Source organism: Streptococcus chenjunshii (genome assembly GCF_003086355.1).
In the GTDB taxonomy this organism is placed as follows: domain Bacteria; phylum Bacillota; class Bacilli; order Lactobacillales; family Streptococcaceae; genus Streptococcus; species Streptococcus chenjunshii.
Genome location: NZ_CP031733.1, coordinates 205,157 through 230,674 on the forward strand (window position 1 = coordinate 205,157; position 25,518 = coordinate 230,674).

Here is a 25,518-nt window from a genome sequence, read left to right on the forward strand (position 1 = left end):
AAAATAAGTGCTATAATAAAATTGTTCAAAACGCAAACGTTTGCGTAAATTTTAATTGGGAGGTTTCACATGAAAAAATCAATTAAACAATTTTTCAGTTTTGAATTCTGGCAAAAATTTGGAAAATGTTTGATGGTGGTTATTGCTGTCATGCCGGCAGCCGGACTGATGGTCAGTATCGGGAATTCTATTCCTTTGCTTAATCCAGATTCATCTGTATTGACAACAATCGGTACAGTTGTTGCGCAGATTGGCTGGGCCGTTATTGGCAATTTGCATTTGCTCTTTGCATTGGCAATTGGCGGCAGCTGGGCTAAGGAGCGTGCCGGCGGAGCCTTCGCGGCTGGTCTGTCTTTCTTGCTGATCAATCGGATTACCGGTGCCGTTTACGGTATCTCAAGTGAAATGCTGACTGATTCTGATGCGGTTGTTAAAAGTTTTCTAGGAACAAAAATGGTTGTTGCGGACTATTTTACCAGTGTACTTGAATACCCAGCTCTCAATATGGGCGTGTTTGTTGGTATTATTGCTGGTTTTGTCGGAGCTACAGCCTATAATAAGTACTACAATTACCGGAAACTCCCGGAGGTGCTTTCATTTTTTAACAGTAAACGTTTTGTGCCTTTTGTTGTTATTATACGTTCAGCTGCTGTAGCGCTTATTTTAGCTACCATCTGGCCTGTTATTCAGTCAGGAATCAATGGTTTTGGAATGTGGATTGCCAGTTCGCAGGATACAGCGCCGATTTTAGCGCCATTTCTGTATGGAACATTAGAACGTCTCCTCCTGCCTTTCGGCCTGCACCATATGCTGACGATTCCTATGAACTATACCTCTTTAGGCGGGACCTATGAAGTGCTGACAGGATCTGGTGCTGGTTCACAAGTCTTTGGACAAGATCCGCTGTGGTTAGCTTGGGTAACGGACTTAATCAATCTTAAAGGAGCTGGCAGTACAGCTGCTTATAATGACTTATTTACCTCTATTACACCTGCTCGTTTTAAAGTCGGACAAATGATTGGAGCTACTGGTATTCTGATGGGCGTCGCCTTTGCGATGTATCGTAATGTTGATGCTGATAAGAAACGGAAATACAGGGCAATGTTTATCTCAGCGGCAGCGGCAGTTTTCTTAACCGGTGTTACGGAGCCTTTAGAATATATGTTTATGTTTGCAGCACTGCCGCTTTATGTTGTTTATGCTCTGGTACAGGGTGCGGCTTTTGCTATGGCAGATATTGTCAATCTGCGAGTTCATTCTTTTGGTAATATTGAATTACTGACCCGTACACCGATGGCGATTAAAGCAGGACTTGGCATGGATCTTATCAACTTTGTTTGGGTATCGCTGCTCTTTGCGGTTCTGATGTATTTTATTGCTGATTTTATGATCAAAAAAATGAATCTGGCAACAGCTGGACGCCGCGGCAATTATGATTCCGACTTATTAGAAGATAATGCAGCTGCTCCGTCAGAAAGCAATCTGGCAGCTAATACACAGATTGTACAGATTATCAATCTCCTTGGCGGCCGTAATAATATTGAAGATGTTGATGCCTGCATGACCCGTCTGCGTGTGACCGTTAAAGATGCCGGTCAGGTTGGCGCTGAAGACTTGTGGAAAAAAGCAGGTGCCATGGGCTTAATTATTAAAGGGAATGGTGTTCAGGCTGTTTACGGTCCTAAGGCTGATATCCTGAAGTCCGATATTCAGGATCTGTTGGATTCGGGTGCTGAAATTCCTCAGGCTGATTTGACGGACGAAAAACAAGTTCAGCAGCCAGCTGAATTTAAGGGCGTCACAGCGGATGTATACACTGTAGCGGATGGCCGTGTTTTATCAATTACAGAAGTTAAGGACCCTGTTTTCTCGCAAAAAATGATGGGCGATGGCTTTGCTGTGGAACCGAGCGATGGGAAAATTTATGCTCCTGTTTCCGGTATAATAACCAGTGTGTTTCCGACAAAGCATGCGCTTGGGCTCCTAACGGATGACGGGCTGGAAGTTCTGGTCCATGTTGGCCTAGATACGGTTGCTCTCAATGGAGTGCCTTTCTCTATTAAAGTATCGGAAGGACAGCGTGTTCAGGCTGGTGATTTACTGCTTGTTGCCGATTTAGAAGCTATTAAATCAGCAGCGCGGGAGAGAACGATTATTGTAGCCTTTACCAATACAGCAGAAATTAAAGCTGTGCACTTGCTTGAAACAGGGGAGGTCTCAGCTAAGAGCCTTGTGGCCAAAGTTGATCTTTAGATGATTCCTAGTTTTAATGCTTATTATCTGATGAAACAGTTTCTTCTTACTGTGTGCCAGCCTTAGTTCGGAGTTTAAGCTGAAATTAGTAAGATAAGAAGTTAAAACAATGGATTTAACATTTGGAGCTTATTCATACATATGGGGAAAGGAGCTAAGGCAGTTATTGGAAAGCTGTCCGTAGAAACAGATTTGTCTTTCTCCGGTTTGAGAGGAAATAAATGGCAAAATACTTAACTCTTAATGCGCATTCATGGCTGGAGGCGAATGCCTTAAAGAAGCTGTTCGATTTAGCAGAGCATATCTACAGTGAAAATTATGACCTTATCAGCTTGCAGGAGGTTAATCAGAGTTTAGAGGCCCCTTTGACTGAAAACGCTCCTGGTTACAGAAAGCTAACAGACAGTCCGCCGCTGCGCAAAGATAACTTTGCTCTGCAGCTGGTCAATTATCTAAGGAGTCAAGGCCGGTATTATTACTGGTCATGGGCTTATAACCATATTGGTTATGGCAAATATCAGGAAGGAGTTGCCGTCTTATCACGAAATCCGCTGACAGTTCAAGATATTCTGATATCAGCAGCAGCTGATGAGAAGGATTACCATACTAGGCGGGTTTTGCTTGCCCAGACACAGCTTTACAGCAGAAAGGTGACAGTTGCCTGCCTACATATGTCATGGTTTGGTAAGGGATTTGAAGCTGAGTGGAAAAAACTGGAAGATGCTTTACTGACCTATCCGCAGCCGCTTGTTTTAATGGGAGATTTTAATAATCCAACCAATGCGCAAGGATACCAGATGATTTTAAACAGCCCACTGCGGCTGCAGGACAGCCATAATGCTGCTGAATACTCAGCAGGCGGCCATACTATTATTGAAGATATTGACGGCTGGGAAGACAACCGGCAGGCTCTCAAGGTAGATCACATTTTTGCCAGCCGGGATATTCATTTTAAGACTTCGCAGATTGTCCTCGATGGAGGAAACTCTCCTATCGTGAGCGATCATTTCGGATTAGCCGCAGAAATTGAAATCTGAGCCTGTTTACATTCACCTATCTTTTTAAAAATAGCAGAAAAAAAGAGAGTGGGACGAAAAATCAGTAAATTGTCATAAAATGATGCTTTCGATTTTGCAGCCCCACCTCTGCACAGTTGATTAGGCAGGTTGCTGTCCCTTTGCGCAGCAAGGGATAAGAACGTCCAATCAACCACTGCGCCAAACGCATCTGTTTAAAGAAGTCAAGCGAGGCAGGGAATTTTTATCCCTGCCTCGTTTTTATTCTCACCCCCGTTTTTGAGGTGTTTCCTACTGTTCTAATAAAGAAACTTGATTTGAAAAAACGAGTTAACATTCCATGATATGTTATAATGACTATATTGATAACTTAAAAATATTATACGAAAGTTTAAGGATACAACATGAAAGAGAAATTAACGATAAGTGATATCGCAGAACTTGCAGGCGTAGCCAAAAGTACTGTATCACGTTATTTAAATGGTGGAAGTGTTAAGAAAGAAACAGCAAATCGTATTCAAGCGATTATTTCCAAACATGGTTACGAGCCAAATTTATTTGCTCGACTAAATGCCAAAAGTAGCAAGATTATTGGTCTTGTGGTACCAGGGTTTAATTCAGTAACCACTCCTCGAATTGTTGAAGTGATTGTAGCTTACTTGAAAGAAAATTACTATAATCCCTTAATCTTACACACAGATCATTCTACAGAAGAAGAAATTCGTAGCATTGAAAGACTTAGTAAAATGAACGTTGATGGCATTTTGGTCATTTCTACAGGGATTACCTCAGAGCACCAGAAAATTGTTGAAAGCATTTCGCAACCAGTCCTTTTTATTGGTCAAAAATATGATGGTCTTAAAACGGTCGTTAACGATGATTACAATGCTGGTTATGCAATTGGGCAATTGATTGCAAAAAGTGGTGCTAAGTCAGTTCTTGGAGTATGGGTTGATGAGAATGATAAGGCGGTCGGTAAAGAACGAAAAAATGGTGTTGTTGATGGTCTAGCGTCAAGTGGTGTAACCAATGTTGAATTTGTTTTTTCTAGTTATTACTATGAGGAATCTGTCCATATTCTTGAAAACTTTTTAGAAGAAGATAAATTACCAGATGCGATTATTTGTGCGACAGACCGCATCTCACAAAGTGTTTATAAATTATTTTTGCAATCTAAAAAAGTGATTGGTAAGGATGTGTCGGTTACTGGGTTTGGTGATTATGAAACGAGTGAACTTTTGAATCCACCATTAACAACAGTTAAATTTGATTGGTATAATACGGGAAGAATCAGTGCGGAGACGATTTTGCAGATGATTCATGGTAAGCCAGTCAGTCAATTACAGATTATTCCATTTGAATTAATAAAACGCCAAAGTGTTGTCAATAAGAATAGTTGATTTGAACTGTTCTTTTTAATAAAAAATGGAACCGTTTTTATTTTTTAGATAAAAACTATTGACATTGAACAAAAATAGCGCTATAATGTAGTCAATAAATAAAAGGAACCGGTTCCAAAATAAAAGGAGACATTATGGCAGACTTAAACAAAATTAGTCAGGATATTGAAAAATACGTTGGCGGTAGGAAAAATATTTCAGGTGTTGCTCACTGTGCGACTCGTCTGAGGATTGTTTTAAAAGATAACAGTTTAGCTGATCTTAAAAAACTTGAAAATGTTGATTTAGTTAAAGGAGCCTTTGTTGCTGGAGATCAAATCCAGTTGATTTTTGGACCTGGGCTAGTTAATGACGTGTACGAGGTTTTTTCAAAATTTGTCGGTATAGCAGATATGACACTTAATGAGCTTAAACAAGAAAGTGCCAAAAAAGCGAATCCTGTTCAAGCAGTTATTAAATCTCTATCTGATGTATTTGTTGCGATTATTCCAGCAATCCTTGCAGCTGCACTTTTGATGGGTATTACTGGTGTTCTTAGTAATTACCCGATTGTTAAGGAAAATGAAACCTTATATGCTATCAACAGACTAGCAAGTCTTGCATCTACAGGTATTTTTGCCATTTTGCCGATGGTAGTTTGTTATTCAGCGGTTAAACGCTACGGTGGTAATCCAGTTCTTGGTATGGTCGTTGGGGCTATCATGCTTGATTCTTCACTTGCAAATGCTTATTCAGCTGCATCTGGAAGTGTTCATGTTGAAGTGATTCATTTATTTGGCTTGCCAATCGAAATGGTTGGCTTCCAAGGTGGTATTTTAGTCGCTTTGATGATTGGTTTTGTTGTTGCTAAACTCGATATTTACTTCAATAAGATTGTACCAAACTCTGTTAAGCTTTTGCTTGCTCCTTTGTTCACTGTATTTCTTTCAACTTTGCTCTTGTTTACAGTTGTAGGACCTATCGGACGAGTCCTTTCACATGGTTTAACAACAGGATTGGTTTGGTCTGCTGAAAATCTAGGATTTGTTGGTTATGCTTTATTTGCTGGTGTTCAACAATTATTAGTTATTACAGGTCTTCACCACATTATTGGTGCCGCAGAAGCACAATTACTTGCTGATACAAAACATAATTTCATCAATCCATTGATGTCAGTTGCTTTGATTGGACAATCTGGTGCAGTTATTGGTTATTTGATTACTCATTGGAAAGATACTAAAGCTCGTGAACTTTGTTTGCCAAGTTTTGCATCAACATTGTTTGGTATCAGTGAACCAGCTATTTTCGGTGTTAACCTTCGCTATCGTTACCCACTAGCTGCAGGATGTATCGGTGGTGCAGTTGCAGGCATTTACGTTTACTTTGCAAAATTAACAGCGCTTGGTTTTGGTACAACAGTAGTACCAGGTATTACTATTTGTGATCCTGCTCATAATGGTTATTTAAATTATATTATTGCCCATTTAATTGGCTTTGGAGTTGGGCTAGCTGCTACAATTATCTTAAAACCATTTTCCAAAGAAGAGAACTAAAAAAATAAAATCAAAGCCTCCTTACATTGTTTAGGGAGGCTATACTATTGGAGGAAACATGTATACGAAAGAAGATTATGCCAAAGAATGTCAAATCTATAATGACATGCGGAGAATTGTTAATTCAGATTTTAATCGTTTAAATTATCATTTGATGGCACCGACTGGATGGCTTAATGACCCAAATGGTCTGGTTGAAAAAAATGGCACTAACCATGTTTATTTTCAATATACTCCATTTGATGCTGGTTGGGGGATAAAGTCTTGGGGGCATTATACTACAAAAGATTGGATTACTTATAAAGAAGAAGAACCTTTTGTTTTTGCGGATAATAAACTTGATCGTGATGGCGCTTATAGTGGTTCAGCAATTGTTAAAGATGGAATTATTCATTATTTTTACACTGGAAATGTCAAATTATTAGATGGGGATTATGATTACATCTTGAATGGACGTGAGCAAAATACCATTCATTTGATGAGTGACGACGGCTTTCATTTTTCTGGTAAAAAACTTGTGCTAGCAAATAGTGATTATCCAGATGATATGACTACACATATCAGAGATCCCAAAATTTCAAAAGACGGCGAAAACTATGTAATGGTTTTAGGGGCAAGAAGTGTTGAAGATAAAGGTTGTACTCTAGTTTATCATTCAACTGATTTGTCGCACTGGCACTATGTGACACGCATACAAACAAGTGAAAAATTTGGGTTTATGTGGGAATGCCCAGATTTATTTAAACTGGACAATCAACTTGTTCTCTCAGTTTCACCCCAAGGTCTTGAAAAAGAGGAAACTAGATACCAAAACGTTTTTCAGAGTGGCTATTTTTTGGTAGATGAGAATCAAGGCGATTACACTGTAGGAAAATTTGAAGAGTTTGATTATGGCTTTGATTTTTATGCAGTGCAGACGTTTGAAGATGAAAGTGGTAGACGGATTTTGATGGCTTGGATGGGCTTGCCAATGGAGTCAGAGTACCAAGAAGACCCAACTGTAAAATACCATTGGCGCCATGCCTTGACAATGCCAAGAGAGCTAGTTTTTAAAAATGGTGCTATTTATCAGAGACCTTTGAAGGACTTTGAAAAGCTAAGAAAGAACGAGTTTCAAAGTCAAATCTCTGAATTTACACAATGGCAAACAAAAAATTGCTGTTTTGAAATGAACGCCGCATTTAGCAACCCTACAGAAAGTTTTTCTCTTCATTTAAGAGACGACGTTGTTTTGACGTTTGACGGCTCACTATTGTCACTAAAAATGGGAGAATCAGGATTTGGACGTACACAGCGAAATATTGTGTTAGATAAAGTTAACCAATTGCAAGTTTTTTCTGATATGTCATCGCTAGAAATTTTCATAAATAGTGGTCGTTATACAATGACATCTAGGGTGTTTAGCGACTCATTGCAACAAACAATTACATTTGATTCGAAATCAGACGGTCAGTTGACTATCTATGATTTGAAAAAGTTTAATATTGAATAAAGAGAAATCCAGCAGAATTTTCTGCTGTTTCAGATTGAAGACAAACTTCATTTTGAGGTTTGTCTTTTCGGCTCTATAATTTCTGTAGTGGGTAAAACCACTGAGGAGATTATACTCGGGGAGTCTTTGTGAAACATAAGATTACCTCGCAAGCTCTTTTAACTCTATTATACTCCTAAAAATACCAAAAAGCCCTTAAAAGTATCATTCTAAGGACTTTGTCTTCAGTCTGAGCAACGGTTTTAATGCCGTTGCTTTTTGATTATGTGACTTTCAGTCCGTCACGCTCCGTAAGGTGCGTGACAAATAAACCACCCGCTATGCGGGTGCGCGATGAAGGTTATACCCAAAAAACTCCAAACGCGCTACAATAAAGGTGTTCAAGCCTAATGTAAAGCGAAAGGAGCAAAATATGGCGCAAAAGGCACATAGTTTATCACATACAAAGTGGCTGTGTCAATACCACATTGTCTTCACCCCTAAGTATAGACGAAAAATTATCTATAATCAATATCGAAGTAGTCTGGGAGAGATATTCCGACGATTGTGTCGTTATAAAGGTGTTGAAATTATCGAAGGTCATCTGATGCCAAACCATGTTCACATGTTAGTGAGTATTCCTCCGAGAATAAGTGTATCAAGTTTTATGGGCTATTTAAAAGGCAAGAGTGCTCTTACGATGTTTGATAAACACGCCCATCTCAAATATAAATTTGGCAACCGGCATTTATGGGCAGAGGGCTATAACGTCAGTACGGTAGGACTTAATGAAGCCACAATTAAGAAATATATACAAGAACAGGAAAAACATGATATCGCACTTGATAAGTTGAGTGTGAAAGAATAGGAAGATCCCTTTAGGGATAATGGCAAGTAGTACGAACGCCTCTTTAAGAGGCTAGTGACGAGTCAAAAGCAGTAAGGCTTGAACAAAGTGAAAGCCAGCGCCTTTAGGCGCTGGCTGGTAGTGTGGGCTTATAGCCCTTGTTCAAACCATCCGTTTGACGGGTGGTTATGATTAAGTTTTTAGGCTATCAAAATCAGGACGCTGACTGACAGTTCACGAGATTACTGAAGAAGGTTTGGTTCTTCAACGCTTGTTTCAGCACTGCCAGAAACTGGGGGCTTATCGGTTATTGATTTTCATTACATCTTTTATAGCTGAGTGGATTAATTAGCGTTGGAAAAACCGCTGAATCCTTCCGGCTTTCCGGTATTTAGATGCTGGATGGATTCAATGTTAGGAATAGGCGGCAAGCCAAAGGAGCCTTCGGATGTAAAGGCTTGCAGGAGTCCCGGGGTCCAATGGGCTTTTTCCAGCTGTTCAGGACTAATCTCATGGACAATGCTCTCCCCCTGTCCTCGGTCAATTTTATAACCGAACTGCGGGTCAACAATAGTCCCGCGGCCGACCGCGATAAGATCTGTATAATGCTCGACGGCATCACGTGCAGCGTCTTCACTGAAGACACCGCCCACTACAATAAGTTTGGTCTGTACATCCAATATTTCTTTAAAATAGTCAGCGAAAGTCCGATCTGCTCCCTGTGGTTTGGAGGCATAGCCTGTCCAAAGCGAGAGATGAATATAGTCTAATTCATGTTTAATGACTTCTTTGATTAATTCAAGAGCTTCCTTATAGGTATAGCCGACAGCTTCACCATGGATTTCTTCAGGGCTGATACGATAGCCAATGATAAAATCTTTTGGTGCATATTGAGCAACAACACGTTTAACTTCTTTTACAACTGCCAGAGGAAAGGCCATGCGCTTGGCGAGAGAACCGCCCCATTGGTCTGTCCGCTGATTAGAAATCTTGGAAAAGAACTGCTGAATACCATAATGATTAGCACCGTGAATCTCAACACCATCAAACCCAGCATCGATAGCCCGTTTGGTAGCCCGGCCGAAATCTTGGATAATCTCCTCAATTTCTTCATTTGTCATTTCACGGACTGGATAAGACAAAAAAGAATAATCAATAGCAGAGGGAGCCAGAACCTCTTTGCCTTTGGCAGCCCGCCCCATAGCCTCACGTCCGCCATGATGAATCTGCAGAATAGCCTTGCTGCCATCCTTCTTTAATGCTTCAGCAATCGCTTTAATAGACTCAAAATGGTCATCATCATAAATACCCAGCTGTTCGGGAACACCTGCTGGCGTACAGGGGCCTCCGCTTTCGCTGACATAATGATATTCTGCAATCAGCAGTCCGCCAGCTTGGGAGCGTGCCCGATAATATTCTAAAGTAGCAGGCGAGGCAAAACCACCCGGTTCACCAGAAAAAGTCAGCATTGGCGGCAGGACAATACGATTATGTACTTGTGCCCCATGACGAAAACTTACGGTATCTGTTAATCTGTTTACCATCTCAAATTCCTCCTTTCACCAAGATACAAAGGCCGTTAAAAGCTCACAGCAAAAATAGGAAAACTGACGCAGAAACTTTAGTTTTTAGGAAGTTTTATCTTTTTTGCAAAGAGCTTAGGCCGTGTTCAATTTCACCAAGATACAAAGGCCGTTAAGAACGCAAAGAGAAAATAGGCGTCCGACCGCTGAGTCACTAAAGACTCAAGAGAGGGCAATCTTTTTCTCACAGCGTTTAGAGCGTGCTCGACCTTGCAGTTGTTCGTTTTAAAAGTAACCCCCAAACAAAAATTTTTTCCATTAGGTCAGTGCTTAATATAGTTCTGTAATCGTTTACATCTTTATTGTAACACTCTGCTAAGCTTTTGCAAGAAAAAATCGGCTTTCTGCACTGCAGAAAGCCGATAACTGATTGATATTGGCGGCAAACGAATTTTGAATTCCCCGTGGTTTAATTATCTTGCCAACGGTCTGTATAGCCGGTTTTATTTGTTGGAAAACCGTCTGGGGCTCAGCCTTGCTGGCGGATAAAGAAATAAATATTAAAGGGGAAGGGGTGCCAGACTCACTTGCAGTCATCGATTGATTGATTTTGGACATGCGTTTTTGCAGCCAGTTCATCTTTGCCAAATATGGCTCATCTTCTTTCAATACAAGAGAGATAAAAAGGTTGTTCGAATAGTCCGTCAGCTGTACCTCAGCAATATCCTCCCAAGGAATAAAACCGATAGCGCTTAAGCTGCTGTAATCGCTAATTCCTTCTTGATTAACCAGTAAAAGCGGTCTTGAATCAAACAGAAATTTTAAATACCTAAAGGCAGCTGCACCAGATAAGAGACTGATTAGAATTCCTGCAATTTTAATCAAGGCAGAGGAACCTAAGAAAACAACACGCGCAAAAGCGCTACTGCTGATCTGGTCTGTATAAAAAAGCATAAAGAGCCCTGCTGCTGAAAAGGCTAAAGAAATGAAGAGATAAAAAACAAGTTTGTTTTTTTGAGAGTAAATAATAATCGAATCGGTCATATGGCTGTAAAACCTCGTGTTTTTGACTGTAAAAGTTACTGAGTATATTTATACTACAGTTTTTTCTTTTCAGAATGATTATGGGTTTCTAACAGTCGGTTTTCAATAATTGAATCAGTCTTTTTTCTATGACCTACCAGCTGCCTTACTGTGTTTAAGGTAGAAAAACAGAAGATCAGCCGCAGCATTCATAAATAAAGAGACATTTTTTCTGAACTTTAAGACTTAGGCTATCTGCAGCCGTTTATTCGGCAATTCCGCTGGAACAGTACACTATTTAGCCGGTGAATGCATCCAAAGTCTGTAGGATTTTTTCAGCAATACGTTCGATATCCCTGCTTGTTCCCCGCAGTTCAAACTCATCCAGAACAGGAAAACCAAAACGCTTGGCATATTGTTTGGCTGTCAGGCAAAACTGGTTGTTAAAGTTACGGTTGCCCGAACCGATGATACCAAAACAGTGCTGATAATTATTATGAGCGGCTATAAAATCTCCTAGAGGTGTTGTCAGGATTTCCTGATCGCCGTTGTCTAAACCGTTTCCGCCTTCGAGGTAAGTAGGAAGGACGGCGACAAAAGGTTCAGACAGGGAAAAGGTCTCATGCCGGAGATCTTTGATGTTGATCAGGCGTGGAGACAGGCCGTAGTTAGCATTAAGATAGTCACTCAGGCGCGTTACAAAACTATGGGTGTTACCGCTGAGGCTGATATAGACAATGGTTAATGACGACATAAGAGCTCCTTGTACTATATATTGTGATAATATATCAAGTTTAACACAATATATAGTGATAGACAAGTTTTGATGAAGCAGCTGTTTTGAGCATAGAGTAAGGCCATTTTCTTAAAGAAGGCATTCATAAAAACTTTTTTGTTTTTAAGCTGAAAAGTGTTAAAATAAGTATAAGGTATATACTATAAATAAGAGGTCTCTATGGCTAAAGAAGTAAAGTTAAGCGGAGAAGAGGTTGTTGCTCTTGTCAGACAGTATATGAATGATGCAGATGTTGCCTTTGTCCAAAAAGCTTTGGACTATGCGACAGCTGCACATTTTTATCAAGCCAGAAAATCCGGCGAACCCTATATTGTTCACCCTATTCAGGTTGCTGGTATTTTAGCAGAACTTCATTTGGATGCTGTAACAGTTGCCTGCGGCTTTCTGCATGATGTTGTTGAGGATACGGATATCACCTTAGAAAATATTGAATTTGATTTTGGCAAGGATGTCCGGGATATTGTGGATGGTGTGACGAAGCTGGGGAAAGTGGAGTATAAATCGCATGAAGAGCAGCTGGCTGAGAATCACCGCAAAATGCTGATGGCTATGTCAAAAGATATTCGTGTGATTCTGGTCAAACTGGCTGACCGTCTGCACAATATGAGGACCTTAAGGCATCTGCGCAAGGATAAGCAGGAGCGGATTTCGCGTGAAACAATGGAAATCTATGCACCTTTGGCGCACCGTTTGGGGATCAGCCGCATCAAATGGGAACTGGAAGATTTAGCCTTCCGCTATCTCAACGAGGTGGAATTCTACAAAATTTCCCATCTGATGAATGAAAAGCGGCGGGAGCGCGAAGCGCTGGTTGATGAAATTGTGGCTAAAATCAAAGATTATACTGCTGAGCAGGGGCTTTACGGTGATATTTACGGCAGACCCAAGCATATTTATTCCATTTACCGCAAAATGCGGGATAAGAAAAAACGTTTTGATCAGATTTATGACCTGATTGCCATTCGCTGTATCATGGAAACACCCAGTGATGTTTATGCCATGGTCGGCTATATTCATGAGCTCTGGCGTCCAATGCCGGGCCGTTTTAAAGATTATATTGCTGCTCCCAAAGCCAACGGCTACCAGTCCATTCATACCACAGTTTACGGTCCTAAAGGGCCGATTGAAATCCAGATTCGAACGAAAGAAATGCATGAAGTAGCAGAGTATGGGGTCGCTGCCCACTGGGCTTACAAAAAAGGAGTTAAAGGGAAGGTCAGTCAGTCTGAGCAGGCTTTGGGGATGAACTGGATTAAAGAACTGGTTGAACTTCAGGATGCTTCTAATGGCGATGCTAAAGAGTTTGTAGATTCCGTCAAAGAAGATATCTTTACCGAACGCATCTATGTCTTTACACCGACAGGTGCAGTCAAAGAACTTCCAAAAGACTCCGGACCTATCGATTTTGCCTATGCTATCCATACGCAGGTGGGTGAAAAAGCAACCGGAGCTAAGGTTAACGGCAGAATGGTTCCTTTAACGGCTAAACTTAAGACCGGTGATGTGGTCGAAATTGTGACCAATCCTAATTCTTTTGGACCAAGCCGCGACTGGATCAAGATTGTTAAAACGAATAAGGCCAGAAATAAGATTCGTCAGTTTTTTAAGAACCAAGATAAGGAAATGTCCATAAACAAGGGCCGCGAAATACTGGTGGATTATTTCCAAGAACAGGGCTATGTCGCCAACAAATACTTGGATAAAAAGCATATTGAAGAGATTCTGCCGCGTATCAGCGCCCGCAGCGAAGAAGCTCTCTATGCGGCAGTCGGCTTTGGCGATATCAGTCCGGTCAGTGTCTTTAATAAATTAACAGAAAAAGAGCGCCGGGAAGAAGAGCGGGCTAAAGCCAAGGCCGAAGCTGACGAACTCATTAACGGCGGTGAGGTTAAAACCGAGAAAAAAGAAGTCCTGAAAGTAAAAAGTGAAGACGGGGTCATTATTCAGGGAGCTTCAGGACTGCTGATGCGGATTGCCAAATGTTGCAATCCCGTTCCCGGGGATAAGATTGAAGGTTACATCACTAAAGGCCGCGGGGTCGCTATCCACCGGGCTGACTGCCATAATATCAAAAGTCAGGCTGGCTATGAGCAGCGGCTGATCGATGTTGAATGGGATGATGAGAGTTACAGCAACAAGGACTATTTGGCCGAAATCGATATTTACGGCCTAAATCGGAGCGGCCTGCTCAACGACATCCTGCAGATTTTGTCCAATACCAGTAAAAACATCTCTACTGTCAATGCTCAGCCGACCAAGGATCGAAAGTTTGCCAATATCCACATTACCTTCGGCATTCCTAATTTAGCCACGCTGACGACGGTAGTTGATAAAATTAAAGTAGTTCCGGATGTCTATTCAGTAAAACGAACAAACGGGTAAGAAAAATGAAAATAGTTATTCAGCGTGTCAGCAGCGCCAGCCTTTCTATCGAAGGCCGCCAAACTGCCGTCATTAAGCGAGGCCTCCTCTTATTGGTGGGGCTTGCCCCTGATGACAGTCAGGCCGACCTTGATTATGCGGTTCGCAAAATTGTTCAGATGCGGATTTTTGCTGATGATAAGGGTAAGATGAATCTATCAGTCCAAGATATAAATGGGGAAATCCTTTCCGTTTCCCAGTTTACCCTGTTTGCCAGCACCAAAAAAGGCAATCGGCCCGCTTTCACGGAAGCCGCTCCGCCTCATCTGGCTGAACAGCTTTATCGAACTTTTAATCAGATGCTGCAGCAACATGCCCCAGTTCAAACCGGCCTGTTTGGAGCAGATATGCAGATTACCCTGGCTAATGACGGTCCTGTAACCATTATTTTAGATACTAAAAACCGCTGAATTCCAGCGGTTTTTCTAGTAAAATAATACTGTAGTAAAACTATTTTACAAAACATAATAATACTGTAAAATAATATTATTTTTTTTGCAAATGAATTGTGTTAAACTCTTAACGGTTGACAAATGAATGTTTTCAGGGAGGATTTATGAATGAGAAGAAGTCGATAGAGCTAGGAGAGCTCTATAAGGAACTGCGTATGGCCAGAGGTCTGCGTTTAAAGGATATTGCTCAGGATAATTTATCGATACCCCAGCTGTCCAGATTTGAAAACGGACAGACCATGCTGGCAGCTGATAAGCTGCTTCTGGCGATTTCGGCAATTCATATGAGTTTTGCGGAATTCGGCCATGCTGTCAATAACTATGAAACGACAGATTTTTTCAAAATGGGCAGTCGGATCATGAATCTGCACCAAGATCAGGATATTGAAGGATTAAAGCAGCTTTTGGAGGATTACAAGGATTATGAAACCTATGATGTATACAACCGTTTGAATCTTCTGGTCATTAAGGACAGCATCCATTCACTGGATAATTCCTACACTATTGAAAAAGAAGAGGTAGAATTTTTAACTCAGTATCTCTACAGTATTGAAGAATGGACAGAATATGAACTCTATATTTTTGGCAATACTATGAGTTTTCTGTCTAACGAAGATTTAATTTTTTTAGCTAAAGCTTTTGTAGAGCGTGATAAATTTTACCACTCCATTCCTAGCCACGATAGCACTGCCAAGTTAACCCTTTTAAACATCATTGCGGAGCTAATCGAGAGGAATGCCTTTTACTATGTTTCTCATTTTACAAATATTTTGGAGAGTCTCATCACTTATCAGGATATGTTTATTATAACAACCATCAATTTTTTTAAACTGATAGTAAACTATATAAAAGGAGAACAAAAAAACAAACAAAAAATAAGAGACTATCTATTAGCTCTTGAAACACTGGGGAATACGCAACTAGCAGATTTTTTTGCTACCAAGTTTCGGCATTATACCAAAGTCATACTCTGATTTTTATAGTTTACAAAAAAGCAAGCAGACTGCAACTGTTTGCTTTTTTTAGGTCCAAAAATGAAGAAAAGAAAAGTTTATTAACAGGATTGAATGAAAAACCATCTAAGAAAAACGAAACCTAACATAGCACACCTCCTTATATAATATGTTTTTTATTATACCATCAAAAATCTCTGAAAAAGATTTTTTCAGATATGAAATTTATTTTATTGATTTTTCCATATATGGAAAAATCAATAAAATAAAAATAGAAATGATACGATAAAGGTATCAGTATTACTAATATGTACCTAACCTATTAGCTTGAATAATTATTAGCGATTAAAAAAACACACTATATAAAATTTTTGTTAAAAATTAGTAATTTTTAGCGTCAAGGAACAAAACGAATTTGGAGGTTATGTAAAAATGGAGCTAAGAGATTTACTTTATAAAATTTCAGACTATGTAAAGGTACCTAGTGAAAAAATCGATTTGGATAAACCATTTATGGAAATGGGCTTTGATTCTCAAACATTGGTTCAGTTTGTTGGTAAATTAGAACAAGAGTTAAATGTTAAACTAGATATGGCAGCATTGATCGATTATCCTACCGTTAACAAATTTTATAAATACTTGAATGAATGTATTGAAAATAGAGAAGCAGTTAATGTATTAAACAAAAAAACCGTTAGAAAAGAAAAGATAGCAATAACGGGAATGGCTTGCAAATTTCCAGGAGCTAATAATATTGATGAATTTTTCAATAATTTAAAAAATCAGACATTAAGCGTTAAGCCATATCCAGAAGAAAGAAAAAAATTATGTCCAGAAATCTCGCCTAAAGAAAACAAAAAAATATATGATGGTGGGTATATTGATGACATAGAAGTATTCGATAATGTATATTTTAACATGTCTGAAACGGAAGCAGCTAATATTGATCCTCAGCAAAGAATACTCTTGCAAGAGATTGTACATGCACTTGAGGATGCTGATATTACTGAAAAAGATATTCAAAACACGGAAATAGGAGTCTTTGTAGGAGCTTCAAATACTGATTACTTACGAACAGTTATTTCAAATGAGAAAGACATTAATGCGATTGTGGGAAATTCTATGGCAATGTTATCAAACAGAATGTCCTTCTTTTTTGATTTTAAAGGGCCAAGTATGACAATAGATACAGCTTGCTCGTCATCTTTGGTTGCTGTAAATGAAGCAATAGAAAGTATCAATAGAGGAGAATGTGAAGTAGCAGTTGCAGCAGGCGTCAATATCATTCTTGATGCTGAACTCAATAGAGCTATGGGAGAAGCTGGGATGCTTTCACCGGATGGTTTGTGTCAAACCTTTGATGAAAAGGCAAATGGTTATGTACGCGGAGAAGGCGTCGGGGTTTTAATCCTTAAACGTCTTACTGCTGCAGAAGATAGAGGTGATAGAATTTATGCGACAATAATTGGGAAGGCAATAAATCAAGATGGGCGTTCTGCTTCATTAACTGCTCCTAATAAAAATATGCAGGTTGAATTGCTTAAAAAATCTGCTGCCGATGCTGGGCTCTCAACATCTGAAATACGATATATTGAAACACATGGTACAGGTACTTTTTTAGGAGACTATATTGAAGTTTCTGCGATTGATGAGGCCATTAACCAAGATTTACGACGCAAGCATCCTCTTCTTCTTGGTGCAGTGAAAACAAATATCGGACACTTGGAAAGCGCTGCTGGAGTTGCATCGTTGATTAAAACGGCGTTATGTCTATTTTATGGTGAACTTGTTCCAACAAAAAGTATTGATAAAATAAATGACAAACTGGAACTAGAACAAAAAAATATACACATTGTTCAAGAGACTGTAAAGATTAAAGATAAACAATTTATATGTGGAGTCAGTTCTTTTGGATTTGGTGGTACCAATTGTAATGTTATTCTTGAAAAATACAATAGTACAGTAAAGAAACAAGAATATAGTAATAAAGAAAACTATGTGTTACCTTTATCTGATGTAAGCCAAGATGCGCTTTATAGAAAAATTAAAAGATTTCATAATTTCGTTCAGGACTATAATGGTTCTTTAAATGATATTGAGTATGCGATGACTCAAAGAACAAACTTGAGAAAATATCGAACTGGATATATCGTAAAAGATAAAGATGACTTACTTAAGAAACTTGCTAGAGCTCTTAAGATTCCTGAAAAAAATGAAGAAATAAAAAACAATAGTAGAGTATCTTTAATCTTTTCTGGTCAAGGAACTCAATGGATTGGAATGGGGCGTCAGCTTAGTCAATTTCCTGCATATCGAGAAATGTTTGAGAAATGTGTAGAAAAATTTAAAGAGATTGGTCAATGTGATTTAAATGAAATTATTGCTAGCAATAATGAAGACATCTTACAGGATTCTTACTTTGCCCAACCCGCTATTTTTGCTATTCAAGTTTCTATAGCTCATTTGTTAAAAGAAATGGGAGTTCACTATGACCTAGTTTGCGGACATAGTCTTGGTGAAGTAGCTGCGGCATTTACTAGCGGTTCACTATCTCTCAATGCAGCAGTTAAAATTATTCATTCTCGGAGTACTATTCTCAGACGATTTACAGGAAAAGGTAAAATGTTGTCTGTATCATTAAGCGAAGAGAAAGCTTCTGAATATCTGACAGGCTATGAAAACACCTCTATTGGTGTCATTAATTCGGTTGATTCTGTGGTTATTTCTGGTATTAATGATGAAGTCGCCAGACTTAAGGAAGCATTCCAAGCTAATAATATTAGCTGCCAATATTTACCTGTTAATTATGCCTTCCATTATGTAGGATTAGAACCATTTAAGGAAGAATTTATTGAAAAAACAGGTAAAATTAAAAGCAAACCAACAAATATCGAGTTTGTCTCAACAGTAACGGGGAATTCCCTTAATTCAAAAAAATTAGATGCAAACTATTGGGCGGACAATATGAGAAATACAGTGCGATTTGCTGATGCAGCTGCCTATATTGCAAATAAAAGTGACATTATTATTGAAATTGCTCCTTCTTCGGCTTTGATGTTTTACCTTTTCAAATATAAAAAATCGTCCAAGGTTAGCCTTATCTCAACACAGCAGAAAAAAACATCACCAGATAAAGCCTTGTTAGATGCAACTATTGATTTGTTTAATTTAGGAATAGATATTAATTGGAATGCTTTAAACATTACAAAAGGCAATAGAGTTCACCTTCCAAAATATTCATTTGCCCAAAATAAAATATGGGCTAAAGTTGAGGAAGATGTTATTACACCTGAACTTCCAACAGTCCAAAAGACTTTTACAAAAGACGAGATTGAAGAATTTATAACTGATTTAATCTCTTCAGTTACTTATGAATCGATAAGTATAACATCTGAAAGTGAAATTGCTGATTTAGATATTGATTCACTCAAGCTATTTCAACTAAATTCTAAAATTAACACACAATTTGATATTGCACTTAAAATAACTGATTTAAGCACATTAAAAACAGTTGGAGATCTGATATTAAAGATTAATAGCTATCTTCAAAAGAACAGAAAGATTCAAGATACTGATAAAGTATTAGATACAGATATTCAAAAGTTAGTTACAGATGGGCAAGCAGCTATTATACGTGATCAATTATTAAATAAAACAAGTAATAAGTACAATATGGCTGCTGCTTGGAAAATGGGAACAGAATTTGATGCAGAAAAGTGGAAATTGGCTTGTGAAGCTGTTATCCAAAAGCATGTAGCATTAAATCTAAGGTTTTCTGTGGATGGTCAGCAGATTGTTCAAACAGAATCCACATCTAATGTTGAAGTACAGATAGCAGACTTTTCACACATTGATGATATTGATGGATATATTAATGAGGTGTTGAATCAGCCATTTGATTTAGAAAAAGAAACTGTACGTGTGGTTTTAGGAGCAAAAGCAAATGACTGGTATTTTGGTTTATCTATTCATCATAGTGTCATTGATGGCGTTTCGATTTTCTTCCTATTAAAAGAAATTATTGCTGCATATAAGCAATTACAAAGTGGGATTCCTCTTACTTTGGAGAAAGATAAAACATACTTTAATTATCAAAAACACGAGCTATCTGTAAAAGAGTCTGATCAGTATGAAATTGCAACAAATAAGTTGAAAAAGGACTTAGCTGGGTGTGAGTTGGCAGAAGATTTTGGAGTTTTTTCGAATCCAGATCGTACAAAATCCAGTAGCTCAGAAAAGTATTTACAAATTGATAGTAGACTTTTTGAAAAGTTAAAGAATTTCAGTAAAGCATATGGCTATACGCTTTTTGAAACTTTATATAGTATTTATCAGCTTCTTTATTATAAGCTCAACAATGATAACAATTTTATTACATGTACCTATAGCTCTGGACGAGAAAATGCAACATACTATGATACAATTGGTTATCTTGTCAAAAACATTCTTGTTTCTAGCCAAATTAATCCACAAGAAACGATTAATGATTTTATTAAAGGAACACGTGAAAAATTATTTGAAGCATATGATTATCCTGCAGGTGTACCATTAAATTATTTAAAAAATGTTAGTTTAGAAACAAGGAAAAATCTCTCCCATGTTTTTGCATATGAAAAAACAATTGGAGAAGTTAATAGTGCGCCAGTATTCATGAATGGTGATGATAAAGAAAATATATTTACCGTTGATGGTATGAACTTTGAAAAGATGAATATAGGATGCTTGGATTCACAATACAATCTTGTATTTATGCTTGAAGAGTGCTCAGATAAAGTAATTGTTAAGTGTCAATTTAAGGATGCAGTATATGAAGACAAAGCAATAGAGGTTTTATTAGATAGCTATGAGACACTACTTGAAAGCATTTTAACTAAACCTAAACTTCCAATTAAAGACCATAGCATTTCTAAAAATATACCAGCAAATGAAACTAGTGTCGAAATGCAAGGGATCAAATATCATCAATATCTTGAGTATTTCGCTGAAAAGCTTCCAGAAAAACTAGCTGTAAGCTATGATGGAGAAAATATTTCCTATGCCGAGCTCAACCGTAGAAGTAATATTTTAGCAAAAAAACTTATTCAGTATACTCAAGGAAAAAATATTGCTGTCGGTGTTGCAGTAGAAAAATCCCAGGTATTTTTAACAAGTATATTTGCTATTATGAAAGCAGGAGCTTACTATGTTCCATTAGATAAGAATTATCCACGTGAGCGATTGCAGTATATAGTGGATAATTCTGGTATGAAGTTTTTAGTTTCAGATGGAACTTTTGATGATATGGGATTAGATTATTCTAAAGTTACCGTAGTATCTCCAGTTATCACAGATGAAGTTTCTTCTAATCTTACTGTTAATAACGGCCTAGCAAGTACTGCTTATATGATTTATACTTCTGGAACAACTGGTAGACCAAAAGGTGTCAAAGTCACACATGCAGGAGTTGAAAATGTTGTAAAAGAGCAAGAACGTCTGTTCAATGTTAATTCAAAGGATAGAGTTACATTCTTTGCTTCTGTGTGTTTTGATGCTTCTGTTTTTGATATCTTAATGGCCATTGGACATGGAGCTACTTTAGTATTCTCTTCCCGAGAAAAAATGGGAACGGGTGTGAGGTTACACGGTTTTCTTAAAGATGAACAAATAACTGTTACAACCTTACCTTCATCAGTTTTAGCATCAATGGAAAATGAGAATCTTCCAGATTTAAGAGTTATTGTAACTGCTGGGGAGCCTTGTACAGATGATATCAAGAATAATTGGTGTATAGATCATGAATTTTATAATGCGTATGGGGTCACAGAAGCGACAATATGGAATACAACAAGTAAATGCGATGTAAATAAAAAGGTAATGATCGGAAAACCAATAGCCAATACTGATTTACGTATTGTAAATCAAGATGGAAATTTTTGCCCTAAAGGAGTTACAGGTGAATTGTTAATTGGTGGAATATCATTAGCGGAAGGATATGCTGGATTAAAGGAATTAAATGAAAAACGCTTTATCTATATAGAAGGAAATCGTTTTTATAGAACAGGGGATCTGGTTCGATTAGACTATTCAGGTGAAATTGATTATGTTGCACGAGCTGATAATCAAGTTAAAATCCATGGTTATAGAATTGAATTAGAGGAAATTGAAAAAGTAATTCAGAATCTTTCCAAGGTAAAAAATGCAATTGTTCTTCTTATACAAAAAGGTAATGATAAACAACTTGTTTCTTACGTAGAGCCAAAACCGCAGGAGAATTTGTCAGAACAAAATCTTAGAAATGATTTAGAACCTATTTTGCCACATTATATGATTCCTGATAAGGTATTTCTGACAGAATATATGCCGCTAACGCAAAATGGGAAAATTGACCGCGAACGCTTAAAACAACAAGCTCTGGAAGAAAGTCAAAATCGGAATGTCATTTTACCAGCAACTCCAAAAGAAGTTGCAGTAGTAGCGGTCCTCCAAAAGTATGTGGAAAATGATGAGATTTCAATGACAGATACTCTATTAGAATTGGGAATTGACTCGATCAATATCTATAATTTGATGGTAGATATTGAAAAAGAATTTGGAGTGGACTTAAAGATTGAGGACTTGCTCAAAAATATAAGTGTATCTGCATTATGCCAGATTATTTATGATGAAAACAATCAGTCAAACCTTATTCTACAGAAAAAACCACAAGATGTACCAACTAGATTATCTGAAAAACAAAAGGGAATTTGGATTGCTAGTCAATTGAAAAAGGAAACACGTGAATATAATATTCCGATTGCTTTAAAATTAACTGGTACATTGGATAAATCAGCTTTGAATAAAGCTTTGAATAAGATTGTGGAGCGACATAATATATTACATACTAGATACTATCTATCTGGTGATGATATCTTATGTGATTTAGATGATAACTTTTCTTTTGAGATTCCAGTTGAAAATATATCAGAGTTAACAACTGAACAAAAACATCTTAAAATTCAACGTGAAATCACAGCTATGAAGCTTGTTAATTTAAGGCCTGATGAATATCCATTATTCAAGGTTAAGCTTTTACAAGCAACTGCTGATGAGCATTATTTCTTGTTTACAATTCATCATTTTATCGCAGATGGATGGTCATTCAAGATTATCTTTACTGAGCTTAAGCATTATTATAACTTTTATCGTACTGGAACGAATTTTGAAGAAGAACCTTTGGAATATCAATATGAGGATATCGGCTATACAGAGTACATTAAGCATGATGAAGAACTTGATAAAAAACGTGAAACCTATTGGCAAAACAAATTTGAAAATGAAAATTCTATTCTCAGTATGCCCGAAGATTATCCACGTCCTCTTGTTATGGATCACGTAGGTAGAAATGTTTATACAATTATAAATTCTAGAAAGTATGCAGAAGTTGAAAAGTTTGCACAGCAACATGGAATAACCGTATTTAGCTTCATGACTTCAATTTTGGGAATTTTACTTAGAAGATATTCTGGAAAAGAAAGCATTAATATTGGTTTCCCAATGCTTGGTCGTGATAATAAATACAGTCAAAAAATGATTGGAATGTTTATCGATACGACCGTTGCTAAGCTGAATGTAGATCCAAATCTCAATTTTAAAGAATATCTTAATACGGTGGCGAATGAAATTATTTCTTCTATGGATATGGGAGAAATTGGTTTGAATCGTATTGTTGAAGCTGCCAATCCTCCTCGGAGTTCTGATAATACTCAACTATTTCAAGTACTCATCAATATGATTGATTTTAACATTGATGTAAATGGTTTAGATGGTTTGACATTAGATGTTATAGAAGATGATGTTCAAGAAGCTAAGTATGATTTTACATTCTATCTTACAGAAAATACAGATGGTCTTCAAATAAGATTGAATTACTATTCAAGCGTATATAGTCAAGAAACAGCACAACTCATTTTAAATCAGTATGTTTGGTTAATTGAAACGATTATTGAAGATGCTTCTAGAAGAGTTGGTGAGTATAGGCTAGCAAAGAAAATAGCTTTTTCTGAAGGTATGATGACTAAAAATTGTAATGATTCGAATTTGTTAGCTTATACAGCGCTAGAAAACATTACAAATAATAGCGAAGGGCTTAACTTTGAATACAGAAATAAAGTCTACCATAGTAGAGATATCCAAGAACAAGCAACTCAAATTTTCGAAGAACTTAAAAATAGGAATGTTCCTAAAGGATGTGTCATTGCCATCAGTGGTTTAAGAGAACCACGAATGATCGCTGCCATTTTAGCCGTTTTGAAATGTGAATCCTTATTTACAATTATTGATTCACAGTGGCCAAAGGGAAAGATTGACGAAGCCTTGCAGGCAACAAATAGTTCGTACTTTATTGATTTAATGGACCGTGAAACTAAAGTTCTAGAAGTACAATCACAAAAAGTACAATACTCACTTAATGATAGCAGTTATATTGCTATGACTTCTGGTACTACAGGGAAACCTAAAGCTATTTTAGGAAGTAATAGTACAGTTAATCATTTTATTGATTGGGAAATTCATCACTTTGATTTAAATTCTAATGATAGGTTTGCTATACTTTCAGGAATTTCGCATGATCCGATTTTAAGAGATATATTTGTACCTTTAACATTGGGTGCGTCACTTGTTTTTCCAGATGAATCCGAGTTGGTTCAAAATGATTTATTCAGATATTTAAAAGAAAGTAATATTAGTGTTGCTAACATTACTCCAAGCTTAGCTGAAGCGATTATTTTAGGGGCTAAACGCCATCCAAACAAAAAACTGTCACACCTTCGCTTCTTATTTTTTGGAGGCGAAAGGTTGAGGAAATCAACAGTTCAAGCTCTAAAAAAGATTGCACCAAATTGTCGAATTGTTAATTATTATGGAACAACAGAAACACCGCAAGGAATGTCATTTATTGAGTATAGTGAGGAAGCTCTTAATAGTTTAGGAGAATATCTGCCAATAGGACCTGGTATTGACGATGTTAAGATTGTGTTAACAGATGAATCAGGTGAAGAGGTATCTATTGGAGAAATTGGGACAGTTCATGTATGTACAAAGTATTTGGCTAAAGGGTACTTGACAGAAAATTCAAATCAAATCACCCCATTTTCATCTCAGTCCAATATTTATAATACTGGAGATCTTGGCCGTTATAGACTAGATGACAGTATTGATATTTTAGGGAGAAAAGACGGTCAGATAAAACGATACGGACAGCGAATTGAACTTGGTGAAATTGAAAGTGCAGTGACACGCTACGGTGATGTAGATTATGCTAAAGCGCTTTTCTACAAAGATAATATCTATGTTTTTGTAACTACAGTTAATGAATTTGATGAGCAAAAGTGTAAGGATAGTCTTCTTAATTATCTTCCTGTATATATGATACCAAGTAGGATTATAACGATACCTTCTATTCCGCTAACAAGAAATGGAAAAATTGATAGCAGACAACTTGAAAAACTAATCGATAATACTAGTGCTTTGGTTGTTGATAAACAAGTTTTATCAGAAACAGAAAAAATGGTTAAAACAGCCTGGGAAGAAGTTCTTGAACTTCATATGATTCCGTCTGACAAAGCATTTTTTGAGGTTGGTGGGACTTCTATGAAGCTTTTAACCTTACAACAAAACTTAGAAGAACAATTCCAAAGAGAAATCCCGATAACGGTCTTATTTAATAATCCGACAATTAGAGCCTTATCTAAATATTTAGATAAAGATAAAAAACAAGCAGAAAGCAACATACAATCTGCTTTTGAAGAAGCTCAACAGCGTAGGAAGAAAGCAACATTATTTATGAAACATAATGCTAAAAGGAACTAATAGAAA

At 37.5% G+C, this 25,518-nt stretch carries 13 protein-coding genes; 10 read left to right on the plus strand and 3 right to left on the minus strand.

What is annotated here, in order from left to right:
• Positions 1–69 precede the first annotated feature (69 nt).
• From DDV21_RS01225 to tnpA, 6 genes are all read left to right on the plus strand, one after another.
• On the plus strand, positions 70–2,253 hold the full coding sequence (locus DDV21_RS01225; RefSeq protein ID WP_116877599.1) for a PTS transporter subunit IIBC: 2,184 nt from the start codon (positions 70–72) through the stop codon (positions 2,251–2,253).
• A gap of 221 nt (positions 2,254–2,474) precedes the next feature.
• Positions 2,475–3,290 carry an endonuclease/exonuclease/phosphatase family protein gene (locus DDV21_RS01230; RefSeq protein ID WP_116877598.1) on the plus strand — a complete coding sequence of 272 codons (816 nt, stop codon included), beginning with the start codon at positions 2,475–2,477 and terminating at the stop codon, positions 3,288–3,290.
• A 383-nt stretch (positions 3,291–3,673) separates the two neighbouring features.
• Entirely contained in the window at positions 3,674–4,669 is a 996-nt protein-coding gene (locus DDV21_RS01235; protein WP_116877597.1) for a LacI family DNA-binding transcriptional regulator, read from the plus strand.
• Between the two features lie 134 nt (positions 4,670–4,803).
• Positions 4,804–6,201 carry a PTS transporter subunit EIIC gene (locus DDV21_RS01240; RefSeq protein ID WP_116877596.1) on the plus strand — a complete coding sequence of 466 codons (1,398 nt, stop codon included), beginning with the start codon at positions 4,804–4,806 and terminating at the stop codon, positions 6,199–6,201.
• Between the two features lie 58 nt (positions 6,202–6,259).
• Positions 6,260–7,693 (plus strand): glycoside hydrolase family 32 protein, encoded by a 1,434-nt coding sequence (locus DDV21_RS01245; RefSeq protein ID WP_116877595.1) that lies wholly within the window; start codon positions 6,260–6,262, stop codon positions 7,691–7,693.
• 412 nt (positions 7,694–8,105) lie between these two features.
• The gene (gene tnpA, locus DDV21_RS01250; RefSeq protein ID WP_116877594.1) at positions 8,106–8,540 is read left to right on the plus strand and encodes an IS200/IS605 family transposase; all 435 of its coding nucleotides are present in this window, start codon (positions 8,106–8,108) and stop codon (positions 8,538–8,540) included.
• 323 nt (positions 8,541–8,863) lie between these two features.
• Here tnpA and DDV21_RS01260 read toward each other — a convergent pair whose 3' ends face one another.
• The 3 genes from DDV21_RS01260 to nrdI form a co-directional block, all read right to left on the minus strand.
• Positions 8,864–10,063 (minus strand): NADH-dependent flavin oxidoreductase, encoded by a 1,200-nt coding sequence (locus DDV21_RS01260; RefSeq protein WP_116877593.1) that lies wholly within the window; start codon positions 10,061–10,063, stop codon positions 8,864–8,866.
• A gap of 354 nt (positions 10,064–10,417) precedes the next feature.
• Positions 10,418–11,086 (minus strand): STM3941 family protein, encoded by a 669-nt coding sequence (locus DDV21_RS01265; protein ID WP_116877592.1) that lies wholly within the window; start codon positions 11,084–11,086, stop codon positions 10,418–10,420.
• A gap of 277 nt (positions 11,087–11,363) precedes the next feature.
• Positions 11,364–11,819 carry a class Ib ribonucleoside-diphosphate reductase assembly flavoprotein NrdI gene (gene nrdI, locus DDV21_RS01270; protein ID WP_116877591.1) on the minus strand — a complete coding sequence of 152 codons (456 nt, stop codon included), beginning with the start codon at positions 11,817–11,819 and terminating at the stop codon, positions 11,364–11,366.
• Positions 11,820–12,020: 201 nt separating this feature from the next.
• Here nrdI and DDV21_RS01275 point away from each other — a divergent pair, with 201 nt between their 5' ends.
• The 4 genes from DDV21_RS01275 to DDV21_RS01290 all read left to right on the plus strand — a co-directional run bounded on the left by DDV21_RS01275 (position 12,021) and on the right by DDV21_RS01290 (position 25,512).
• A complete protein-coding gene (locus DDV21_RS01275) occupies positions 12,021–14,243 on the plus strand; it encodes a RelA/SpoT family protein (protein ID WP_116877590.1) in 2,223 nt (740 codons plus the stop codon).
• Between the two features lie 5 nt (positions 14,244–14,248).
• Entirely contained in the window at positions 14,249–14,692 is a 444-nt protein-coding gene (gene dtd, locus DDV21_RS01280; RefSeq protein ID WP_116877589.1) for a D-aminoacyl-tRNA deacylase, read from the plus strand.
• A 146-nt stretch (positions 14,693–14,838) separates the two neighbouring features.
• Positions 14,839–15,708: an Rgg/GadR/MutR family transcriptional regulator gene (locus DDV21_RS01285; RefSeq protein ID WP_116877588.1), complete on the plus strand. Its 870-nt coding sequence runs from the start codon at positions 14,839–14,841 to the stop codon at positions 15,706–15,708.
• Between the two features lie 411 nt (positions 15,709–16,119).
• Positions 16,120–25,512 carry a non-ribosomal peptide synthetase/type I polyketide synthase gene (locus tag DDV21_RS01290; protein WP_116877587.1) on the plus strand — a complete coding sequence of 3,131 codons (9,393 nt, stop codon included), beginning with the start codon at positions 16,120–16,122 and terminating at the stop codon, positions 25,510–25,512.
• Positions 25,513–25,518: the final 6 nt, after the last annotated feature.